Raw genomic sequence first — 20146 nt, 5'->3', positions numbered from 1 at the left:
GTCAGCGGCGAGCGCCGAAGGCAAACGGAGAAGCGCCGGGCAGCAAGGGTGAATTGATGTCGCTGTCGATGCGGCTCGACTGCTGGGTATAGCCGACCCCGAGGGACAGGCTGACATTCGGCGTGGCCTGGATCTCCACGCCCGCGTGCGCGCTATAGCCGGGCAGTGTGCTGGAGACCGAGTCGAAGGGGGTGAACGGGCCACCGATGCCCGAATTGTATTTCAATGTGTCGAAACCGGCATAGACCGTGAGGGGCAGTCCGCCCGCGCTTCCGAAGTTGTAGCCGAACTGCACGCCTTCGGTAGAGACCGAGCCGAAATTGCCAAAAGCTGAATTCTGGCTGATTCCGCTCAGGCTCAAACCAAGATTGCCACGTTCGTTGCCCACAAACCAGCCGTTCGGAAAATTGTAGCGCGCATAGGAGAAGCCGCCGCCGCGGGCGTCACTCGCCTCAAAGCTCGGAAAGTCGCCGTACGTGTTGACGTCCTGGCCAGCGGCCATGTTACCGCTGAAGCCGAGGGGCCAACCCGGGATCCAATATGTCACGGGGGCGGCCTGGGCGTGGGCCGTTCGCGCGCCCACACAGAGCGCCGCCAATACGAGTGCGAGACCCAATCTGCCTGAGAAAATGGACATCCGCGCTACCACCAACGTTCTGCAAACTATACGCTGCAGCGTCGTCCCGGACAAGCCGACGGCTCCACGCGAGTCCGCGGCACAGCCGGGCAGCGCTGCCATATCTGCTGTTGAGCAACAGGCGAACTGACCCTACTCTTGGACCCAAGACATAACGCAACGGTGGAAACCCCAGAGAGACATCAGAGACGCCAGCATGTCCGTCCCTTCAGATGAACAATTCGGCTTCGCGCCCGACTACGATGCGCCCGTACCCTATATGCAGCGCACCCGCGAATACTACGCCGCCATTGGTTACACGACCCCGTATCGCTGGGCGCATTATGTCGACGCGCCGTTCCAGGCATTGAAAAAACCGTTGGCGCAATCGCGCGTGACGATTGTCACAACGGCGGCACCCTATGATCCGGCGAAGGGCGATCAGGGGCCCGGCGCGCCCTACAATGGCGGCGCAAAATTCTACAAGGTCTATGACGGCGATACGTCGAAGCCGCACGATTTGCGTATCTCGCATATCGGCTATGATCGCAAGCACACCAGCGCGACCGACAGCGGCACCTGGTTTCCGCTGCCGCAGCTCTTGAAGGCGCAAGCTCAGGGGCGCATCGGCGAGGTCGCACCGCGCTTTTTCGGCGCGCCGACCAATCGCAGCCACCGCGTGACCATCGAAACCGATGCGCCCGATATCCTTGCCCGCTGCATCGCCGATCAAGTCGATGCCGCCGTGCTGGTGCCGAACTGCCCGGTCTGCCACCAGACCACCGCGCTCGTCGCCCGCCATCTCGAGGCCAATGGCATTCCCACCGTGGTGATGGGATGCGCAAAGGACATCGTCGAGCACGCGGCCGTGCCGCGCTTTTTGTTCAGCGACTTCCCGCTCGGCAATTCCGCCGGCAAGCCGCATGACGAGGAATCGCAGGCGCTGACGCTCGAATTGGCGTTGCGTTTGCTAGAGCGGGCGTTCGGCCCGCGCACTACCATGCAATCGCCGCTGCGCTGGAGCGAGGATGCCTCCTGGAAGCTCGACTACAACAATATCGCGCAGATGAGCGAGGCCGAGCTGGCGCGGCGGCGCGCCGAGTTCGACAGGCAAAAGGAGATCGCGCGGGGCAATCGCGCCGCCTGACGCTGGCAGCCATAAATAAAAAACCATCGGGAGGAGGCCGACGTGACCCGACCGTTCGAGGGCGTGAAGATTCTCGACTTCACGCAGGTGCTGGCCGGTCCCTATGCGAGCTACCAGCTTGCGCTTCTGGGCGCCGACGTCATCAAGGTCGAGCGGCGGGAGGGCGAGGACATGCGCCGCACGCCGCTCAGCCGCGAATGGGCTGAGCGCGGTCTCGCCCCGGCCTTTCAAGCCATCAACGGCAACAAGCGCAGCCTGACGCTCGATCTGCAAAAGCCGCAAGCCATCGCCATCGTCAAGCAGCTCGCCGCGCAAGCCGACGTGGTGATGGAAAATTTCCGGCCCGGCGTCATGGACAAGCTCGGCATCGGCTATGAGGCGCTATCGGCGATCAATCCGCGGCTGATCTATTGCGCGATATCGGGCTTCGGCCAGACCGGTCCGGAGAGGCTTGCCGCCGGCTATGACGGCAAGATCCAGGCGATGAGCGGCATCATGGCGATCACCGGTCACCCCGAAACCGGGCCGACACGTGCCGGCTTTGCGGTGTGTGACGTGTTGTCCGGCGCCACGGCGGCGTTCGGCGTCTCCAGCGCGCTGTTTCAGCGCAGCCATACTGGCAAGGGCCAGCTTGTCGATGTCTCGATGCTGGAAGCGTCGCTGGCGTTCCTGTCGGGGCAGATCGCCGACTACTCGGTGGCCGGCCATCGCCAGCAATTGTCCGGCAATCAGGCGGTAAGCCGCAAGGTGACGGCCAATCTGTTTAAGGCAGGCGAGGGCTATTTGCTGCTCGCCGTGAACAATGAGAAGCAGTACCGCGCGCTGATGATTGCGCTCGGCCGCGAAGATGCGCTGGCCGATCCGCGCTTCGTCGATTGGTTCGCACGGCAGGAAAACGAGCCCGCGCTGCGCGCCATCATCGAGGAGGCGCTCGCCAAGAAGAATCCGCGCGAATGGGAAAAAATCCTGGACGCGGCCGGCGCGCCTTGCGCCAGCATCTGGAAGATCGAGGAGATCATCGATCATCCGCACATCGTCGCGCGCGGCGCCATTCAGGAGATCGATACGGCTTACGGCCGCCTGCGCCTTGCCGGCAGCGGCTTCAAGCTCGCCCACGGCGGCGGCCGTCTCGATTCAATGGCGCCCGCACTCGGCGCCCACACCGAGGAGGTGCTGTCGTCGCTCGGCTACGATGCGGATGCGATCGCGGAGCTGCGGGCACGGGAGGTTGTCTGAATCCCAAGCTCCGTCGTTCCGGGGCGATGCGAAGCACCGAACCCGGAATCTCCAGCCACAACCTCCGGATTCGAGACTTCGTGTCGCCCCGGAATGACGAGTCAGCCCGTCAGCACCTTCACCCCGCCGAAGGACGTCATCCGTCCATTCTTCAGCAGCACGATTTGTGTGGCAAGCTGGCGCAGTTCGGCGGGGTCGTGGCTGACATAGACCATGGGAATCCGCGCCTCGTCGCGCAGGCGCACCAGGTAGGGCAGGATCTCCGCGCGCCGCCCCTCGTCCAGCGCTCCCAGCGGCTCATCGAGCAGGAGCAGCCGCGGCCTGGACAGCAGAGCGCGGCCGAGCGCCACGCGCTGGCGCTCGCCACCCGACAATTTGCCGGGCCGGCGAGACAGCAGATGCCCGATGTCGAGCAGGTCGGTCACGCGCCTGCGCTGGGATGGATCATCGGCGATGCCGTTCATGCGCCGCCCGTAGTCGAGATTTTGCGCCACATTGAGATGCGGAAACAGCCGCGCATCCTGGAACACATAGCCGATGCGGCGCCGCCAGGCCGGGATATGAATGCCCTTTTTGGTGTCGTCCAGGATCTCTCCGTCGAGAGAAATAGTGCCGCGGTCGGGCTGCAAGAGCCCCGCGATCATGTTGATCAGCGAGCTCTTCCCGGCGCCGGAAGCGCCGAACAGTCCGGTGACGCGGCCTTCACTGGTGAAGGAAGCCGACAGCGAGAACTCACCGAGCTGCTTTTCGATGTCGACGCGCAGCATCGTCAATTTCCATGCAAGCGTCTGGTGGCGCGGCGGGCAAACCATTCCGCGCCGATCAGCGCGGCAACGGCGATGATGACGGACACTACGACCAGCCGCAACGCCGCGGCATCGCCGTCCGGCGTCTGGATCAGCGAATAGATGGCGGACGAAATGGTCTGGGTCTCGCCCGGAATGTTCGAGACGAAAGTAATGGTAGCGCCGAATTCGCCGATCGCCTTGGCAAAGCCGAGCACCATCCCGGCGAGCACGCCCGGCAGGGCCATGGGCAAGGTGACCGTCAGGAACACGCGAAATGGCGTGGCCCCCAGCGTCTCGGCGGCTTGCTCCAGCTTCTGGTCCACCGCTTCGATCGACAGCCGGATCGGACGCACCAGAAGCGGAAACGCCATGACGCCGCAGGCGAGTGCAGCACCGGTCCAGCGGAAGGCGAACACGATGCCGAGCGTATCGGCGAGCCAGCCGCCGACGAGGCCGCGCCGCCCGAAAGTGAGCAGCAGAAGATATCCGGTCACGACCGGCGGCAGCACCAGCGGCAGATGCACCAGCGCATCGAGGAACGACTTGCCCCAGAAGTCGCGGCGCGCCAGCAGCCAGGCCAGCGCGATCCCTAGCGGGGTTGCCACCAGTGTCGCCACCGAAGCGACCCGCAACGATAGCAGGATCGCCGTCCATTCCGTGGGCGTAATCTCGATCACGTCAGGATGTCGGGTGGATCAGATACGTAAAGCCGTATTTTTCGAAGACGGCCTTGGCCGCCTGCGAGCGCAGATAAGCGAGATATTCGGCCGCCTCCGACTTGGCGTGTGCGGTCGCCGCGACGGGGTAGATGATCGGCGCGTGCGTTTCGGCCGGAAAGGTGCCGACGATCTTGACGCCGGGCTCGACCTTGGCGTCAGTCGAGTAGACGATCCCGAGCGCGGCTTCGCTGCGCGCCACCAGCGTCAGCGCCGCGCGCACGCTTTCCGCCATCGCGAATTTCGGCTCCGCGGCCTGCCACGCACCGAGCTTTTCCAGCGCGGCTTTGGCATATTTGCCGACCGGCACCGATTTGACGTCGCCGGTCGCGATGCGGCCATCGCCGGCGAGCTTTGCCAGGTCGAAACCGGGCGCGATCGTGACATTGTCGATCTTGGAGTCTTTCGGTGCGATCAGCACGATGCTGTTGCCGAGCAGATTGACACGTGTCGCTTCGTTGATGTCTTTCTTGCCGATCGCATAGTCCATCCAATCGGTATCGGCGGAGACAAAAATGTCCGCGGGCGCGCCCTGTTCGATCTGCTTTGCCAGCGTCGAGCTCGCAGCATAGCTGGCCGAGACCTTGACGCCGGTCTTTGCGGTGAAGGCCGCATCGATGTCGTCAAGCGCATTCTTCATCGAAGCGGCGGCGAAAACGGTGAGCGTCCTGTCCTCGGCGCTCGCAGGCGAATTCAGCCATCCGCAAAGGACGGGGGCCAGCAGGAAGGCGGCAAAGCGAAAAGCGGCAAAGCGAGGCATCATGGCGCTCCATGCGCGCCCGGCGCGCGGCAAGCGCGCGCAAGGCGGGCGTCGGGATTTTCGGATTGCGACGGGCGGAAGCGCCGTTCCGCGCATCCCCTTTGGCTTACGGCCGATCGGGATGTCACGAGCGGAACATAACAGCCTGAGGCGTCGCGTAAAGTCCCTTCATTCCGATGGCAGGATGGCGATGGATATCTGCTCATCCTTGGAGCCGCTGATTTGCAGCACAAAGGGGCTCGCCGCGAGCTCGTACTTCATGGTCTTGCGGATTCCGTCGCAATCGGTGGCGCCGCTGAAGGCTTTTGGCTTGAGGAAATGTCCGTCCTGGATGACATCGACCCAGGCGCCGGCCGACAGGCTGATGGTGTAGACGCCGGCCTTGGGCGGATCCTTCAAGCGTGTGAAGCCGGCGAATGTGCCCTCCTTCGGCGCCCGTTCAGGCGGCATCGGCAGCCTGGCCTCATTCGGCGCGACCAGCGCCAGCACAATGCCGCTCGGTGGGATGGTGGCGAGCTCATGGCCCGAGGTGAACCTGGCGCGGTCCGGCGCGGTCAGCGCCGCGCGTTCGCGATCGATCGGCCATTTGAATTTATCGCAGCCGCTTGGCTCCTCCGCGGCCAGCGCCTGCGCGGCCAAGGCAATGAACAGCAGCGCGACGAGGCTGCTTTTGATCTGGCCACGTGCATTGATACGCATGGTGATCCCCATAGAGCCGACGGCACACGGGCAAAGCCCGCGAGCGGAGCCGGCCTGCAAAACCGGAATTAATGACAGGACCACCGTCCCACGGTTCGGTGCACGCTTACGGCGCGACCACGGCGAATATTAGCTTACCCGCATCGCCGATGGATAGCCCGCCTACGAGGTTGTTACTGCTTCGCGTAGTGCTTGGCGTCCGGTGCGTGCAACACTTGCCGGCAGGCCGCGGGCAATTGCGCGAGCGTGATGCCGTGCTCCGGCTTCGGCGGCTCTTTCGGCGGCTCGGGATGGAGGATCGAATCCTTGAACCAATAGGCGAGATCGGAGGGCGAGCAGCCGTCTTCCTCCGGCTGATCCTTCTGGCCCTCGCAAGCACCGTCCTCGGGCGGGCATCTCATGCGGATGTGGAAATGATAATCGTGGCCGTACCAGGGGCGGATCTTTGCAAGCCAGCTACGGTCGCCCGTGGCCTCGCGGCACAGCGCCTTCTTGATCGCCGCATTGACGAAGATGCGCTGCACGCGCGGCTCCTGCGCGGCATCGCGCAACATCGTGAGCTGAAAGGGTGTGAAAACCTTGGGATCGACGTCGAGCCGGTCGTCGCGAACCATCATGGTCGCGGGCATGTCCTCGCGCTGTTGGCGCGAGAGCAGGTGATCGGGCATCGGGGTCAGCCAGACGTCGGCATCGAGCCCGATCTGATGGCTGGCGTGGCCCGTCAGTGCCGGGCCGCCGCGGGGCTGGCCGATGTCGCCGATCAGGATTCCCGGCCAGCCGGTGTCCTTGTGCACTTTCGCCGACAAGCGTTTGAGCAGCGCGATCAGGTCCGGATGGCCCCAGTTCCTGTTACGCGACAGCCGCATCACTTGCCAGGTGTCGCCCGTGATCGGCATCTCCATGGCGCCCGCGATACAGCCCTTGGAATAAGAGCCGATCGCGCGTGGCGGCATCGCCGCCGGCAGCACCTTGCGGGCGAACAGTTCCTTGGCCGGAAGCTTGGGATCGTTGGGATTGGCAAGCGGCGGCAGCGGTTTCGGGTCGAGGCTGCCTCTGTCCTGGGCCAGGGCCGCCGAAGCGGTGGCACAGAGAGTGCTGAACAGGAGCGGGATGAGAATCTGGCGGATCAGCATCGCATCACCCTAGTTGCAGAAGAGAATAGCATGAAAGCGGCCGAAATGTCCCAGTCGCAATTGCTTGATCCACTGCCGCTGTGGCCAGGCAGGTGCTTTGGCCTTCGTTCCACACGTTTGCCAGGATGTAATGACCGCGCTCGAACCCTGCGCGACGTGCTCACAACGCGTCCTTCTTAACTACGCGATAACCCTTCTCACGATTGATCAAATTTCATGCGCGCAAACGACGACGGGCGCATTGCCTGAGCAGGCCACTCGCATAGTCCCCAGCCTCAAGCGGACAGCGATGATTTGATGTCGAGGGTTGCCAACTGCGAGTTGTGCTGTAACGCCGTGATCCACTTGTGCCTGATTCTTCGCCTCATAAAACGGCAGCTCGCGATCCGAAAAAGGAGAGGGTTCGCACGCTAGGCGATAGGCCAAAGCGGAAAGATACCTTTTTTTTAAGACACTTGGCTGAAAACACGGGCCGCGCAGAATGCGAGTAGGGGCGCTCGATGCCGAGAATCCGGCCAGTCAAAAAGAAACTCAAGCTTGCGGTGGCCACCCGCAAGTCGCGCCGTCCCGTCAAGCCCACGCCGAAGCTCGCAAGGGAGCGCCAGCGTTCTATCCTTCAAGCCGCTGAGACTGCCCGCGCCGAAGCGGAGGCCGCAATCGCGGAAGCGCGGAAGTCACACGAGCGGCTGCGCGAAGCAATCGAGATTCTGCCCCAAGGCATCGTCTTTCTCGATGCGGAGGGACGCTATATCCTCTGGAACAAGAAGTACGCGGAGATCTACAGCCGAACCGCGGATCTGTTCGAGCCGGGCGTGCGGCTGCAGGATACGCTTCGCGTCGGCGTCGCCCGCGGCGACTACCCCGAAGCCGTGGGGTGCGAAGAACAATGGATCGCCGAGCGAATAGCCAAGATGCACCAGCCCGGCGAGCGCCATGAGCAGAAGCTCGCCGACGGCCGCACCATCTTGATCGAGGAGCGGCTGACCAAGGACGGCGGTGTCGTCGGCTTGCGCGTCGACATCACCGAGCTGAAGCAGCGTGAGGCATCATTCCGTCTTCTGTTCGACGGCAATCCCGTTCCGATGATCGTCTGTGCGCTCGACGACGGCCGCATTCTCGCCGTCAACGACGCCGCGGTCGAGCATTATGGCTATGGCCGGGCCGAATTCGAAAGGCTCACCATTCGCAATCTGCAGGCATTCGAGAGCGAGCCGCCATGGGATGGCGCTCGCTCGAGCGACGAGCACGCGGCGCGGACCTGGAAGCATGTCAAGGCCGACGGATCGCTGATCGATCTTGCCATCTATTCCCGTGAGCTCGTGTACAACGAACGGCCCGCGATGCTGCTGGCGCTGATGGACATCAGCGAACGCAAGCGCGCGGAGGCGCGGCTCGCCTTCTTGGCCCAGCATGACGGACTGACCGGGCTGCCGAACCGCAATCTGCTGCGGCAGCAGATGGATGATGTTCTCGCGCACACGCGCCGGAGCGTCGACAAGGTCGCGGTGCTGGTGCTCGGGCTGGACAACTTCAAGGCGGTCAACGACACGTTCGGGCACGGCCTTGGCGATCGTCTGTTGCGCGCCGTCGCCAAGCGCCTGCGCTCGACCCTGCGCGAGGAAGACACGCTTGCCCGTCTCAACTCCGATGAGTTTGCCGTCATTCAGAGCGGATTGACGCGTCCCGAAGATGCGGTGCTGCTCGCGCGGCGCCTGCTTGAGGCGATCGCCGATCCCTTTCTGTTCGACGGCCATTCGCTCGTCATCGGCGCCACGATCGGCATCGCGATGGCGCCCGGCGACGGCGACGATTCGGAAAAATTGTTGAAGAACGCCGATATGGCGCTCTCGCGCGCCAAGAACGACTCGCGCGGCACCTTCAGCTTCTTCGAAGCCGGCATGGACGCGCGGGCGCAGAGCCGGCGCAAGATTGAGACGGATCTGCGCGAGGCCATCCAGAATGAGCAACTGCGGCCGTATTACCAGCCGCTGATCGACCTGTCCCGCGGTCGCATCACCGGCTTCGAGGCGCTGGTGCGCTGGCCGCACCGGGAGCGCGGCATGGTGTCGCCGGCCGAGTTCATTCCGATCGCAGAGGAAACGGGCCTCATCAACGGGGTCGGCGGTCTGATGCTGCGGCGCGCCTGCATGGACGCGGCAAGCTGGCCCGACGAAGTTCGCGTCGCCGTGAACCTGTCGCCCGCGCAATTCCGCACCGGCAATCTGCTGGCGCTCGTGATGGATGCTCTGAAGCAGTCAGGCCTGGCGGCCAAGCGGCTGGAGCTCGAGATCACCGAGACGCTGCTCCTGGAGAAGAGCAGCCAGGTGCTGGCGACGCTGCATGCGCTTCGCGCACTGGGGGTGCGCATCTCCATGGACGATTTCGGCACCGGCTATTCCAGCCTGAGCTATCTGCGCAGCTTCCCCTTCGACAAGATCAAGATCGACCAGTCCTTCGTGCGTGACCTCGGCGCCAACCGCGAGGCGCAGGCGATCATCCGTTCGATCGTCAGCCTCGGCAAGGGGCTCGGCGTCACCATCACCGCCGAAGGCGTGGAGACCGAAGCCGAGCTGAGCTGCCTGCGCGCCGAAGGATGCGATGAGGGGCAGGGCTTTCTGTTCAGCCGTGCCCGCCCCAACGATGAAATCGTCGAGCTGTTGCGGGCGCAGCGCGGGGCCGACACTGCAGTCTCGCGGGAGGCGCGTTCGGCGCAGGCGCGCGTCGCTTGACCCGGTGACGGCGCCGCAAAGCCGGCTACGAGCTTTGCGGGTTTACGCCGCGTCGCGCAGGCCGGCCAGGAACGTATCCACGCTTTCGAACAACGCGGTAGCGTGCCGGCTGAGCTGGCCGGATGCCGTCATCACGCTTTCAGCCAATGCGCGCGAGCGGTCGGCGGCCTGGCTTGCGCCGGCAACGTTCTGCGAGACCTCGCTGGTGCCGGCGGCGGCCTGCTGCACGCTGCGCGCGATCTCGCGCGTCGCCGAATCCTGCTCCTCGACCGCGGCCGCGATGCTGGCGGCAATCCCGCTGATGTCGCGGATGGTCTGGCTGATGCCGCCGATGGCGGTGACGCAATTGCCGGTCGCGGACTGGATCGCGGCGACCTGGCCTGCGATCTCCTCGGTCGCTTTAGCCGTCTGACTCGCCAGCTCCTTCACCTCGGCGGCGACCACGGCGAAACCGCGGCCGGCCTCGCCTGCGCGCGCCGCTTCGATCGTCGCATTCAACGCGAGCAGGTTGGTCTGGCTCGCGATCGCGTCAATCAGCCGCAGCACGTCGCCGATCCGCTCGGCGGCCGAGGCCAGGCTTGCGACCATTTCGGTGGTCTTGTCGGCCTTGCCGACCGCTTCGTCGGCGACGCCGGAGGAGTGGGTGACCTGACGGCCGATCTCCGCCACGGAAGAGGCGAGTTCTTCGGTCGCGGCGGCCACCGTGCCGACGCTGGTGGACGCCTCTTCCGACGCCGCGGCCGCGGCCGCCGCGCGCTGCGAGGTCCCATTCACGCTGGTGGTGATCTCGCCGGCGGCGCGTTGCATCTCCTCGGTGGCTTTCGCGACCGCGGCCACCACGCTCTTGACGTCCGCTTCGAAACGATCGGCCATCTGCTTCTGCAGCGCTCGCTTCTCGCGCTCGGTCTCCAGCTTGGCCGCCTCCTGCGCCTCGCGCAGCTTCTGCGTCTCGATCATGTTGAGGCGGAAGACGTCCACCGCCTGTGCCATGGTGCCGACCTCGTCCATGCGCTCGCCGCCCGGAATGGCCACCGACGTATCACCGCTCGACAGGCGGTTCATCACCGCGGTGATCGCGGTCAGCGGACGCGACATGCCGCGGCCGAGCAGGAAGGCCAGCAGGGCGGCGACGGCCAGAATGGCGAGCGTTGCCAGCAGCAGGGTGGTTTGCGCGCGGGTCGCGGCTGCCTCGTATTCGGTGGTATCCTTGATGATCTCGAGCACCGCGAGTGGCTGGCCGGCATAATTCTTGATCTGCCCGACATAGATGGCGGCCGAATGACCCTGGAACGTGAGCTCGCGGTCCAGTGTCGCACCCTCGAACACAGCCTTCAGCTCCTCAGGCGTGGCAACCTCGACGTCACCGAAGGTGGAGGACAGTCTCTTAAAGCTCTTGCCGTCGAACCATTGCACGGCGAGGTCGATGCCGAAGCGCTGCTTGGCACGCTCGACGAACTCTTTGCCGAAGGCGGCGCCAACGTCGACATTCGCAAAGGCCTTGCCGTCGCGCATGATCGGCGTCATGCCAAAAATCCCCAGCGACTCCAGCGCCGGTTCGGCGCCGACAATTTGCCGGCCGGCCCTCAGCGCTTCCGCAACCGTGATGCGGCGCTTGGAGACATCGTCTCCGAAGGTCTTGGGGTTGTGTACCCGATAGAATGTGGTCGCCGGCGGCGTCTGGAACGAGATCAGCGGGATGCCTTGCTCCTTCAGCGCCTTGTTGGCGCCGACAAGCAGCGCGCCCAGCGCGTCGCGATCGCCTTTGGCAATGGCGTCGGCAACCGGCGGCAGCGCCGCGATGGTCGAGCTGACGGCGAGCGTCGCGCGCCCTTCATAGTCGATCGCCGCGACCACGCTGTCATAATCCAGCTTGAGCTGCTGTTCGAGCGCGAGCCGTGTCAGCGAGCGCTGCTGCAGGATCGAGAAAGTCCCGAGGATTCCGCAGGCCGCCGCGACGGTAAGCGAAATCGCGAGGATCAGGCGGGCGGCGATGGAACGAAGCTTGAACATGGGCATTCCCGAACTGCACTGGAGTGGGTCGGGATACCCAAGATTGATTAATATTGCTTAATGCTACCGTACGGTTAGGCTAGCCGTAAGTCGCAGCCGCGCGGCGCTGCTGTCCGCTCAGCGCGTTGTGGGCGGTCCTTGCAGCTTGCCCGAAAGGATCACCCGCCCGGCGTCCTCGTAATGGGTATCGCGGGCTTGGATTTGCTGGGCGATGGCATGCATGTCGCGGAAGCGCCGCTCGAACGGATTTGCGGCGAACACGGCGGTGGCGCCGGCCATGTGATAGGCGGTATCGACCACGGAGGCGGCTTGGTGGATCGTCCAGGTTGCCGCGATGCGGAGCGCGATCCGGTTGTCCTCGGAAATGGCCGCGCCGGCTTCCAGATCGCGCCAGACCTCGGCTGCGGTGGCGTAGAGATAGGCCCGCGCGGCGCGCAAGCAGGCCTCGGTACGGCCGATCAGGCCTTGAACGGCGTTGTTCTCGCGCATCGCGGAAAGGCCCTGCGGCGTCTTTTTGCGTGACAGCTCGATCGCGGCGTCGAGCGTGGCGCGCGCCACGCCCAGCGCGGTCGCGGCAAAGCCCATGCTGAACACCATGTTGGTGGAGAGCTTGTAAAGCGGCCCTGCCTCGCGCAGGGCCGCAGGCTCGTCGCGAAGCGCCGCATATTGTTCAGGGATGAAGAGGTCGTCGACCGAATAGGAGTCGGTGCCCGTGCCCTTGAGGCCGATGACGTCCCAGACGTCGTACATCGTGGCGCTGGTCACCGGAAACAGGATGGTGCGAATTTCGGGCGAACCGTCCGGTCTCTTGCGCGGCGTGCCGTCTGCTTCCTCGATTCTGACATGTGCGCCGAGCCAACTCGCCTGTCGTGAGCCCGACGCGAAATCCCAGCGCGCGCTCGCTTTGTAACCGCCGGGGACCGCGCGCACGGAATGGGCGATGGCTCCCCAGGCCAGGATGCCCGGCGTCGTGTTGAAGATCTCCTCCGCGACGTCGTGATCGAGATAGGCCGCGATCATGGCGCAGACGCTGCATTGGCCGAGACACCAGGCGGTTGATGCGTCGGCCTTGGCGACCTCCTCCTGCATCTGCATGAACACTTCGAGCGGCGCTTCCGCGCCGCCCAAGCTCTGCGGCAACAGTGCCCGATAAAGCCCGTTCTCGATCAGGGCCGCGGTGACCGCCGGCGTCAGCCGCCGTGTCCGTTCGATCTCGTCGGCCTCCTGCGTGATCAGTGGCTGCAACGCGCGTGCGCGCTCGACAAGGCCGAATGCGGGAAGCCGGTTCATTCGCGTTTCCTCCGCCCTTTTTGGGTCTGATTGGAGGTCGCAATGGTGATCTATCTGGCGGAAGAGAGCAAGATAGGGCAACACTGTCATTCCGGGCCGCACTGAAAGCGCGAACCCGGAAATCTCGTGCCACAATCTGCAGATTCCGGGTTCGCGCCGATCGGCGTGCCCCGGAATGACCGTGGATCAGCTATCCACCTTCAGCGCGGCGATAAAGGCTTCCTGCGGGATGTCGACCTTGCCGAACTGGCGCATCCGCTTCTTGCCTTCCTTCTGCTTCTCCAGAAGCTTGCGCTTGCGGGTGATGTCGCCGCCGTAGCATTTCGCGGTGACATCCTTGCGCAGCGCGCGCACCGTTTCGCGGGCGATCACCTTGCCGCCGATCGCCGCCTGGATCGGAATCTGGAACATGTGCGGCGGGATCAGCTCCTTCATCTTTTCGACCATGGCACGGCCGCGGCCCTCGGCACGGGTGCGATGCACCAGCATCGACAGCGCATCCACCGGCTCGCCGTTCACCAGAATCTGCATCTTCACGAGATCGGCTGGCCTGTAGTCGGTCAGGTGATAATCGAACGAGGCGTAGCCCTTGGAGACGGATTTCAGGCGGTCGTAGAAATCGAACACCACTTCGTTCAGCGGCAGGTCATATTTCACCATGGCGCGGCTGCCGACATAGGTGAGCTCTTTCTGCGAGCCGCGCCGGTCCTGGCAAAGCTTCAGCACGCTGCCGAGATATTCGTCGGGAGTAAGGATGGTCGCCTCGATCCAGGGCTCCTCGATCTCGGCGATCTTGACCACGTCGGGCATATCGACGGGATTGTGGATCTCGATCCGCGAGCCGTCGGTCAGATGCATCTTGTAGATCACGCTCGGCGCGGTCGCGATCAGGTTGAGATCGAATTCGCGCGACAGGCGCTCCTGGATGATCTCCAGATGCAGAAGACCCAGAAAGCCGCAGCGGAAGCCGAAGCCGAGCGCGGCCGAGGTCTCCATCTCGAAGGAGAAGCTCGCGTCGTTGAGGCGCAATTTTCCCATCGCTGCGCGCAGCGATTCAAAATCGTCGGCATCGACCGGGAATAGGCCGCAGAACACCACGGGGATCGCCGGCTTGAAGCCCGGCAGCATCTCCTTAACCGGGTTCTTGTCGTCGGTGATGGTGTCGCCGACGCGGGTGTCGGCGACTTCCTTGATCGCGGCGGTGATGAAGCCGATCTCGCCGGGCCCAAGTTCGTCGACCTGTTGCATCTTCGGCGTGAAGAAACCGACGCGCTCGACGTCGTAGGCCGCTTTCGTGCCCATCATCCGGATGCGGCTACCCTTCTTCATTACTCCGTCGACGACGCGGATCAACACGACGACGCCGAGATAGACGTCGTACCAGCTATCGACCAGGAGCGCCTTCAGCGTCGCGTCGCGGTCGCCTTTTGGCGGCGGCAGGCGGGTGACGATCGCCTCCAGCACGTCGGGAATGCCCTGGCCGGTCTTGGCCGAGATCATGATGGCATCGGATGCATCGATGCCGATCACGTCCTCGATCTGCTGCTTGATCTTGTCGGGCTCGGCGGCGGGCAGATCGATCTTGTTCAGGACCGGCACGATCTCGTGATCGTTGTCGAGCGCCTGATAGACGTTGGCGAGCGTCTGCGCTTCCACGCCCTGGCTCGCGTCGACCACCAAGAGCGATCCCTCGCAGGCCGCCAGCGAGCGCGAGACCTCGTAGGCGAAGTCGACATGGCCGGGCGTGTCCATCAGATTGAAAATGTAATCTTCGCCGTCCTTGGCGCGGTAGTGCAGCCGCACGGTCTGCGCCTTGATGGTGATGCCGCGCTCGCGCTCGATATCCATGGAATCGAGCACCTGTTCCTTGCCGGCCATTTCGCGATCCGACAGGCCGCCGGTCATCTGGATCAGGCGGTCGGCCAGGGTCGACTTGCCATGGTCGATATGGGCGACGATGGAAAAGTTGCGGATGTTGGAAATGGGCACGGTCGTCATGGGCGGCGGGATAGCATTGGCCCCTCTGGCCGGCAACCATATAGCTTTATTCTAAGGGCTTTTGTTCACGCCAAGCTGATTCCACTTGCCCCCAAAAAGCGCTACGCGTGAGGCCATGTCGACTGCATCCTTCTTACCCGCCGCCTTTCGCGCACGCCGCCGTCTGACGCTGCGGCGGCCTGCCGCGTGGCTTGTGGCCCGGGCCCGGGATCCCGAGACCGGGCTCTGGCTCGTGATTACCTTTGCGCTTTTGCATGCCCTGCTCTGGACCCTCATCCTGATCAAGTTGAAGGCGGCGCAGGACGTCCATATGGACGTGGCGGAGGCCTTTGCCTGGGGTCAAAAGTTCCAGTTGGGCTACGGCAAGCATCCGCCCCTGTCGGGGTGGGTCGCGGGCCTCTGGTTCAGCTTCTTCCCGGTCGCCGACTGGGCCACCTACCTCCTGGCGATGACGACGGTGAGCGTGGGACTCGTGCTCTGCTACCTGATCGCGTTGCGGGTGGTCGATCGCCGCCGCGCATTCTTCATGGTGGTGACGCTCGCGCTGTATCCGATCTTCAATTTCAAGGGATTTAAATACAATCCCGACCTGCTGCAGCTTGTTACTCTGCCGCTGCTGGTATTGGCCTATCTCAATGCCTTCGAAAAGCGTAGCTGGCTGTCGGGCATCTGGCTCGGACTTGCCGGCGCGCTGGCGCTGATGACCAAATACTGGGTGCTGACCATGATCGGCGCCATCGGCCTCGCGGCCCTGATCCACCCCGATCGCCTGAAGATTCTGCGCTCGCCCGCGCCATGGGTCGCGATCGCGACCATGGTCGTCGCGATGATTCCGCATCTGATCTGGCTGAAACAGGTCGATTTCGTACCGCTGACCTATGCCGGCGATGTCTACGGGCTGTCGAGCCGCGCGCAAAGCGCGCAGCTCGTGCTCGGTTACGTCGTGCATAATGCCGGGCTGCTCGCGGCTCCGATCCTGGTCGGTCTGCTGGCGCTGGCGTGGCGGCCGCGGCTGCTGGCGCGGATCTGGTCGCCGCGACCGAGCCCGGCGGTAAAGCTTCCGCAGGCACTGAACATCTGGATCATTCAGATCATCGTCGCGATCGGGCCGCCGCTCGGCGGGCTCGCCTTCACGATTTACATGAAGACCGATTGGGGAATCTCGCTGTTCTTCCTCACGCCGCTCGCGCTGATCGCAATTCCTCGATTGCGCGTGCCGGCGATGGCGCTGTTTCGGATTACGGCGATATGGCTGGTGATCACGCTCGTCACGCTCGCCGCCGCCCCCAGGATTGCGCTTAGCGACATCCCTAAGAGCCCGAATGGTGCGAGCACCTATGCCGCGCGCTCGCAATTGGCGCGGGAGCTGACGCAGGCCTGGCATATGCGCTTCGGCTCGCGCTGGGCGGTGGTGGCCGGCACCACTGAAATCGGCGAACCCATGACCTTCTACAGCCCCGATCATCCGGCGCCGCTCACGCCCGGCGAAGTGTGGTCATCCGGGCTGACGTCGCTGGACGAAGCCAAACGACTCGGCTTCATCGGGATTTGCGACACGACGGATGCACGGCTGCCGACGTGCGAGGCCTGGATGAAAGAAAATGCGCCCAATGCCGAGCAACTCGTGATGAGCACGCAGCGCTTCTTCCAGGGCCACCCGGGGCCATCGACCGCGTGGAAGATCTTTATCGAGCCGCCGGGGAAATAGTTGCCAGGAAAATAAACGCTGTTGTTCCAGCTTTTCGCCGGGACGGCATCGGAGTGCGTTCGCCGCGCCCCTCACGTGCCTTCTTCGTTGAATTTGCTCTCGACGAGTTCGGTGATGGCGGCGAGCGCGGCTTCCGCTTCAGTGCCGATCGCGGAGACTTTGATGGTGGTGCCGGGCGCGGCTGCGAGCATCATCAGTCCCATGATCGAGGTGCCGCCGACGGTCTCGCTGCCGCGGGTCACCCAAACTTCGGCGCTGAAGCGCTCCACCGTCTGGACAAATTTTGCGGAGGCGCGTGCGTGCAGCCCGCGCTTGTTGACGATCAGAAGCTCTTTGGAAATGGCCCCCTCGGGCACCCGCGGCCCGGGAATGTTCTCCAGTGCCGCGTCATCGTCGCTCATTTGCCGGCAAGAACGCGGCTGGCGATGGTGACGTATTTGCGGCCGGCTTCCTGCGCCATCGCGATTGCGTCAGGCAGCGAGCGCTCCTCGCGAACCTTCGCGAGCTTGACCAGCATGGGAAGATTGATGCCTGCGAGCACTTCGACCTTGGGGCGGCTCATGCAGGAGATCGCAAGGTTGGACGGTGTGCCGCCGAACATATCGGTGAGGATGGCAACGCCATCGCCCGAATCCACGCGGTTGACCGCTTCAATGATATCGCTTCGACAGAGATCGGAATCATCTTCGGCGCCGATCGTGACCGCTTCGATTTGTTTTTGCGGACCCATGACGTGTTCGAGCGCCGCCTTGAACTCGTCGGCGAGGCGCCCATGGGTCACCAGTACTAGCCCAATCATCGGAAACTCCTCGCGGGTGCTTTTTGACGCACCGCACGAACGCGCCACTTTGACCATCCAGAGCCCCCGCGCAAGGGGGGATGTTTGCGGTTCTCCCGGAATCTGGCGGTAGCGGAAGGGGAGCCGCGCCGGTCTATTCGGTCGCGATAGTGGGGGTGATATGGTTACCAATTCCCTTCCCACAATGGCCCGAATGGTTAACGGAAGATGAACTTGCAGTTGTCGTCAAGGCGGCGACAACCAATGGGAAGGGGTTTTGGTCTGTCGCCACGGGAATTCGCGGTAGCGAAACACCAAAAAGGCTGATCTGAAGCGATTCGGGTGGCGGCAAGCGAGCCGCATCGGAGGCGCCCAGATCGACCACGAGGCCAACGGCCGCCTCGGTCACAAAGTCGCAGCCGCGGATTCCGAGCCCACGAATCTCGATCAGGCCGGCCAGTTCGGGCACCGCGCGCACCAACAATTCTCCGCCGGCTGTGTCCAACCGGACACGGTCATCGCCAACCAGGACCGCCGGCGGGAGCTGCCCGCTGCGGCCGGCGAGAATCAGATCGAAGGCGAGGCGGGACTTGCCGGCGCCGGAGGGACCGCGGATCAGCACCGCGCGCTCGCCTACCTTGACGGCGGAGGCATGCACGCTCGGCCTATCCGCCTCTGTCATAGCGAGGGCAGCCTGACCACGAAGCGCGCGCCGGCCACGGTCGGCTCGCCGTCGGGACCAGCAGGACCTGCGCGGTTCTCGGCCCAGATGCGTCCTCCATGCGCCTCGATGATCTGCTTGGAGATCGATAGCCCGAGTCCGGAGTTCTGCCCAAATCCCTGATGCGGCCGGTCGGTGTAGAAGCGCTCGAAGACGCGCTCCAGCGCATCGGCGCGTATGCCTGGCCCGTCGTCATCGACCACGACCTCGATTTCCGAGCGGACGCGCCGGCAGTAGATCCGCACCTTGCTGCCGGGCTCCGAGAACGACTGCGCGTTGGACAAGAGATTGGTGATCACCTGACCGAGCCGCGAATCGTGTCCGGGCACCGAGAAGGTGTCGTTGGCGCTTCGTCCCTCGAAGCGCGCCTCGACGCCGACGTCATGGCCGAGCTTGGTCTCGTTGGCCACCGAGGTGAGCGTCGTCAGCAGGCGGCGCACATCGACCGGCGCCATGTCCTGGCGCTGCAATTCGGCATCCAGGCGGCTGGCGTCGGAAATATCGGAGATCAGCCGATCGAGCCGTTTGACGTCATGCTCGATCACGCCGAGCAGCCGGCTCCGGCTGTTTTCGTTGCGTGCGAGCGGGAGGGTTTCTACTGCCGAGCGCAGCGAGGTGAGGGGGTTCTTCAGCTCATGCGCGACGTCGGCCGCGAACATCTCGATCGCCTCGATGCGATTGTAGAGCGCGTCCGTCATGTCGCGGAGCGCGCCGGAGAGATGGCCGATCTCGTCGCGGCGGCGGGTGAAGTCGGGAATTTCCACGCGGGTCTTGATGCGGCGGCGGACGCGCTCGGCACTGTCGGCCAGCCGGCGCACCGGACCCGCGATCGTGCTTGCGAGCAGGAGCGAGAGCAGCATCATCACCGCCGACGCCACCCCGCCGACCTTGAGGATCGCCAGCCGTTCCGCGGTCACCATCTGGTCGATGTCATCGCCTTGCGTCGACAGCATCAAGGCGCCGTGAATGGTACGCGAGCGCTGCACGGGCACCGCCACCGAGACGATGACCTCGCCGCGGGAATTGACGCGCACCATGCTGCGCTTCTGCCCCTTCAGCGCGTCGGAAACCTCCTCGTAGCTCGAGCCGCTCTCATATTCACGATAGAGCGGCAGGTCGCCGCGATTGATCCAGGTGCGAACCGCGGTCAGCACGCGCTCGACGATCCCCGGCTTCGACGGCGCCGGCAGGTCGAAGCGCAACACGTTTTCGAGGTTGCGGCTGTCGAGAATCAGGCCTCCGTTCGGATCATAAATCCGGGCGCGGGTCTTGGTCGGGGAGATCAGCGTGCGCAACACCGGTGCGACGCGTTCGGGATTGATCGGAAAATCGAGCGGCGAATATTCGTCGGGCGCGCCGATGGTCTCGCCGGGCTTGAGATCGAGCAGCCGGTCGGGGTCGATCGTGATGGTGTTGGTCTGCACGGTCGCGGAGGCCGCGATTGCGCCGGCAATGATCTCGGCCTGCACCAGAAGGCTCTGGGCGCGCGCGTCGATCAGGCCGGCGCGGAATTGCGAGAGGTAGAGAATGCTCGCGACGAGCGCCAGCAGCCCCGCGATGTTCAGCGAGACGATCCGGCGCGTCAGGCTCGAGAAGGAGAGCGTGAACAGGAATTGCCCGGCACGGCTCAGCCATCCGAGCGGCCGCTGCCAGCCCTTCAGACGCGGTGCCTCGGCCTCCGCGGCATCCAGAACCACGGATGAGGAAACATCCGACGCGTTCAGTCCTGCATCAGGCTGCGTTCGATCAAGCAATGGTCAACACTGCCGATTGTTTCGACTGGTTTGTTTGTTGCGCCATCCTACCCCAGATGGCGT

Annotated in this window: 17 protein-coding genes; 4 read left to right on the top strand and 13 right to left on the bottom strand. The window is 64.1% G+C overall.

The annotated features are described in order from the left end of the window. Window position 1 precedes the first annotated feature (1 nt). Window positions 2–502, bottom strand: coding sequence for an outer membrane protein (locus P6U23_RS37765; protein ID WP_407177349.1), 501 nt, complete (start codon window positions 500–502; stop codon window positions 2–4). Window positions 503–833: 331 nt separating this feature from the next. Between P6U23_RS37765 and P6U23_RS37760 the strand changes: the two genes are divergently transcribed. Further along, window positions 834–1763 (top strand): glycine reductase, encoded by a 930-nt coding sequence (locus tag P6U23_RS37760; RefSeq protein ID WP_407177348.1) that lies wholly within the window; start codon window positions 834–836, stop codon window positions 1761–1763. Between the two features lie 42 nt (window positions 1764–1805). Further along, window positions 1806–2999: a CaiB/BaiF CoA transferase family protein gene (locus tag P6U23_RS37755; protein WP_407177347.1), complete on the top strand. Its 1194-nt coding sequence runs from the start codon at window positions 1806–1808 to the stop codon at window positions 2997–2999. Window positions 3000–3100: 101 nt separating this feature from the next. Here the strand turns inward: P6U23_RS37755 and modC are convergent, their stop codons facing one another. The 5 genes from modC to mepA all read right to left on the bottom strand — a co-directional run bounded on the left by modC (window position 3101) and on the right by mepA (window position 7095). Continuing rightward, window positions 3101–3766: a molybdenum ABC transporter ATP-binding protein gene (gene modC / locus P6U23_RS37750; protein WP_407177346.1), complete on the bottom strand. Its 666-nt coding sequence runs from the start codon at window positions 3764–3766 to the stop codon at window positions 3101–3103. 2 nt (window positions 3767–3768) lie between these two features. Further along, window positions 3769–4464, bottom strand: a complete 696-nt coding sequence (modB, locus tag P6U23_RS37745) for a molybdate ABC transporter permease subunit (RefSeq protein ID WP_024509316.1) — start codon at window positions 4462–4464, stop codon at window positions 3769–3771. Between the two features lies 1 nt (window position 4465). After that, complete coding sequence (gene modA, locus P6U23_RS37740; protein WP_407181716.1) at window positions 4466–5263, bottom strand: molybdate ABC transporter substrate-binding protein; 798 nt, start codon at window positions 5261–5263, stop codon at window positions 4466–4468. Between the two features lie 168 nt (window positions 5264–5431). Continuing rightward, the gene (locus tag P6U23_RS37735; protein WP_407177345.1) at window positions 5432–5962 is read right to left on the bottom strand and encodes a hypothetical protein; all 531 of its coding nucleotides are present in this window, start codon (window positions 5960–5962) and stop codon (window positions 5432–5434) included. A gap of 173 nt (window positions 5963–6135) precedes the next feature. After that, a complete protein-coding gene (gene mepA / locus P6U23_RS37730; protein ID WP_407177344.1) occupies window positions 6136–7095 on the bottom strand; it encodes a penicillin-insensitive murein endopeptidase in 960 nt (319 codons plus the stop codon). Between the two features lie 500 nt (window positions 7096–7595). Here mepA and P6U23_RS37725 point away from each other — a divergent pair, with 500 nt between their 5' ends. Beyond that, complete coding sequence (locus P6U23_RS37725; RefSeq protein ID WP_407177343.1) at window positions 7596–9824, top strand: putative bifunctional diguanylate cyclase/phosphodiesterase; 2229 nt, start codon at window positions 7596–7598, stop codon at window positions 9822–9824. Window positions 9825–9866: 42 nt separating this feature from the next. Here the strand turns inward: P6U23_RS37725 and P6U23_RS37720 are convergent, their stop codons facing one another. The 3 genes from P6U23_RS37720 to lepA all read right to left on the bottom strand — a co-directional run bounded on the left by P6U23_RS37720 (window position 9867) and on the right by lepA (window position 15122). Next, a complete protein-coding gene (locus tag P6U23_RS37720; protein ID WP_407177342.1) occupies window positions 9867–11834 on the bottom strand; it encodes a methyl-accepting chemotaxis protein in 1968 nt (655 codons plus the stop codon). A 117-nt stretch (window positions 11835–11951) separates the two neighbouring features. Beyond that, a complete protein-coding gene (locus P6U23_RS37715; RefSeq protein WP_407177341.1) occupies window positions 11952–13124 on the bottom strand; it encodes an acyl-CoA dehydrogenase family protein in 1173 nt (390 codons plus the stop codon). A 186-nt stretch (window positions 13125–13310) separates the two neighbouring features. Beyond that, on the bottom strand, window positions 13311–15122 hold the full coding sequence (lepA, locus tag P6U23_RS37710) for a translation elongation factor 4 (protein WP_407177340.1): 1812 nt from the start codon (window positions 15120–15122) through the stop codon (window positions 13311–13313). A 115-nt stretch (window positions 15123–15237) separates the two neighbouring features. On the opposite strand from lepA, the gene P6U23_RS37705 reads away from it, so the two are divergent. After that, the gene (locus tag P6U23_RS37705; protein WP_407177339.1) at window positions 15238–16830 is read left to right on the top strand and encodes a glycosyltransferase family 39 protein; all 1593 of its coding nucleotides are present in this window, start codon (window positions 15238–15240) and stop codon (window positions 16828–16830) included. A gap of 71 nt (window positions 16831–16901) precedes the next feature. On the opposite strand, the gene P6U23_RS37700 is transcribed toward P6U23_RS37705, so the two are convergent. The 4 genes from P6U23_RS37700 to P6U23_RS37685 form a co-directional block, all read right to left on the bottom strand. After that, window positions 16902–17231 carry an HPr family phosphocarrier protein gene (locus P6U23_RS37700; protein ID WP_407177338.1) on the bottom strand — a complete coding sequence of 110 codons (330 nt, stop codon included), beginning with the start codon at window positions 17229–17231 and terminating at the stop codon, window positions 16902–16904. Continuing rightward, window positions 17228–17629 carry a PTS sugar transporter subunit IIA gene (locus P6U23_RS37695; protein WP_024509305.1) on the bottom strand — a complete coding sequence of 134 codons (402 nt, stop codon included), beginning with the start codon at window positions 17627–17629 and terminating at the stop codon, window positions 17228–17230. Before P6U23_RS37695 ends, P6U23_RS37700 begins: the two co-directional genes overlap by 4 nt. Before the next feature lie 133 nt (window positions 17630–17762). Next, a complete protein-coding gene (locus P6U23_RS37690; RefSeq protein WP_407177337.1) occupies window positions 17763–18290 on the bottom strand; it encodes an HPr kinase/phosphorylase in 528 nt (175 codons plus the stop codon). After that, complete coding sequence (locus P6U23_RS37685) at window positions 18287–20083, bottom strand: stimulus-sensing domain-containing protein (RefSeq protein ID WP_407177336.1); 1797 nt, start codon at window positions 20081–20083, stop codon at window positions 18287–18289. The genes P6U23_RS37690 and P6U23_RS37685 overlap by 4 nt, the downstream gene beginning before the upstream one ends. Window positions 20084–20146: the final 63 nt, after the last annotated feature.

The sequence above is a fragment of the Bradyrhizobium sp. STM 3562 genome (genome assembly GCF_045571435.1).
GTDB lineage: Bacteria > Pseudomonadota > Alphaproteobacteria > Rhizobiales > Xanthobacteraceae > Bradyrhizobium.
Note: the sequence above shows the minus strand (reverse complement) of the source record. Positions and strands in the feature narration are given on the sequence as shown.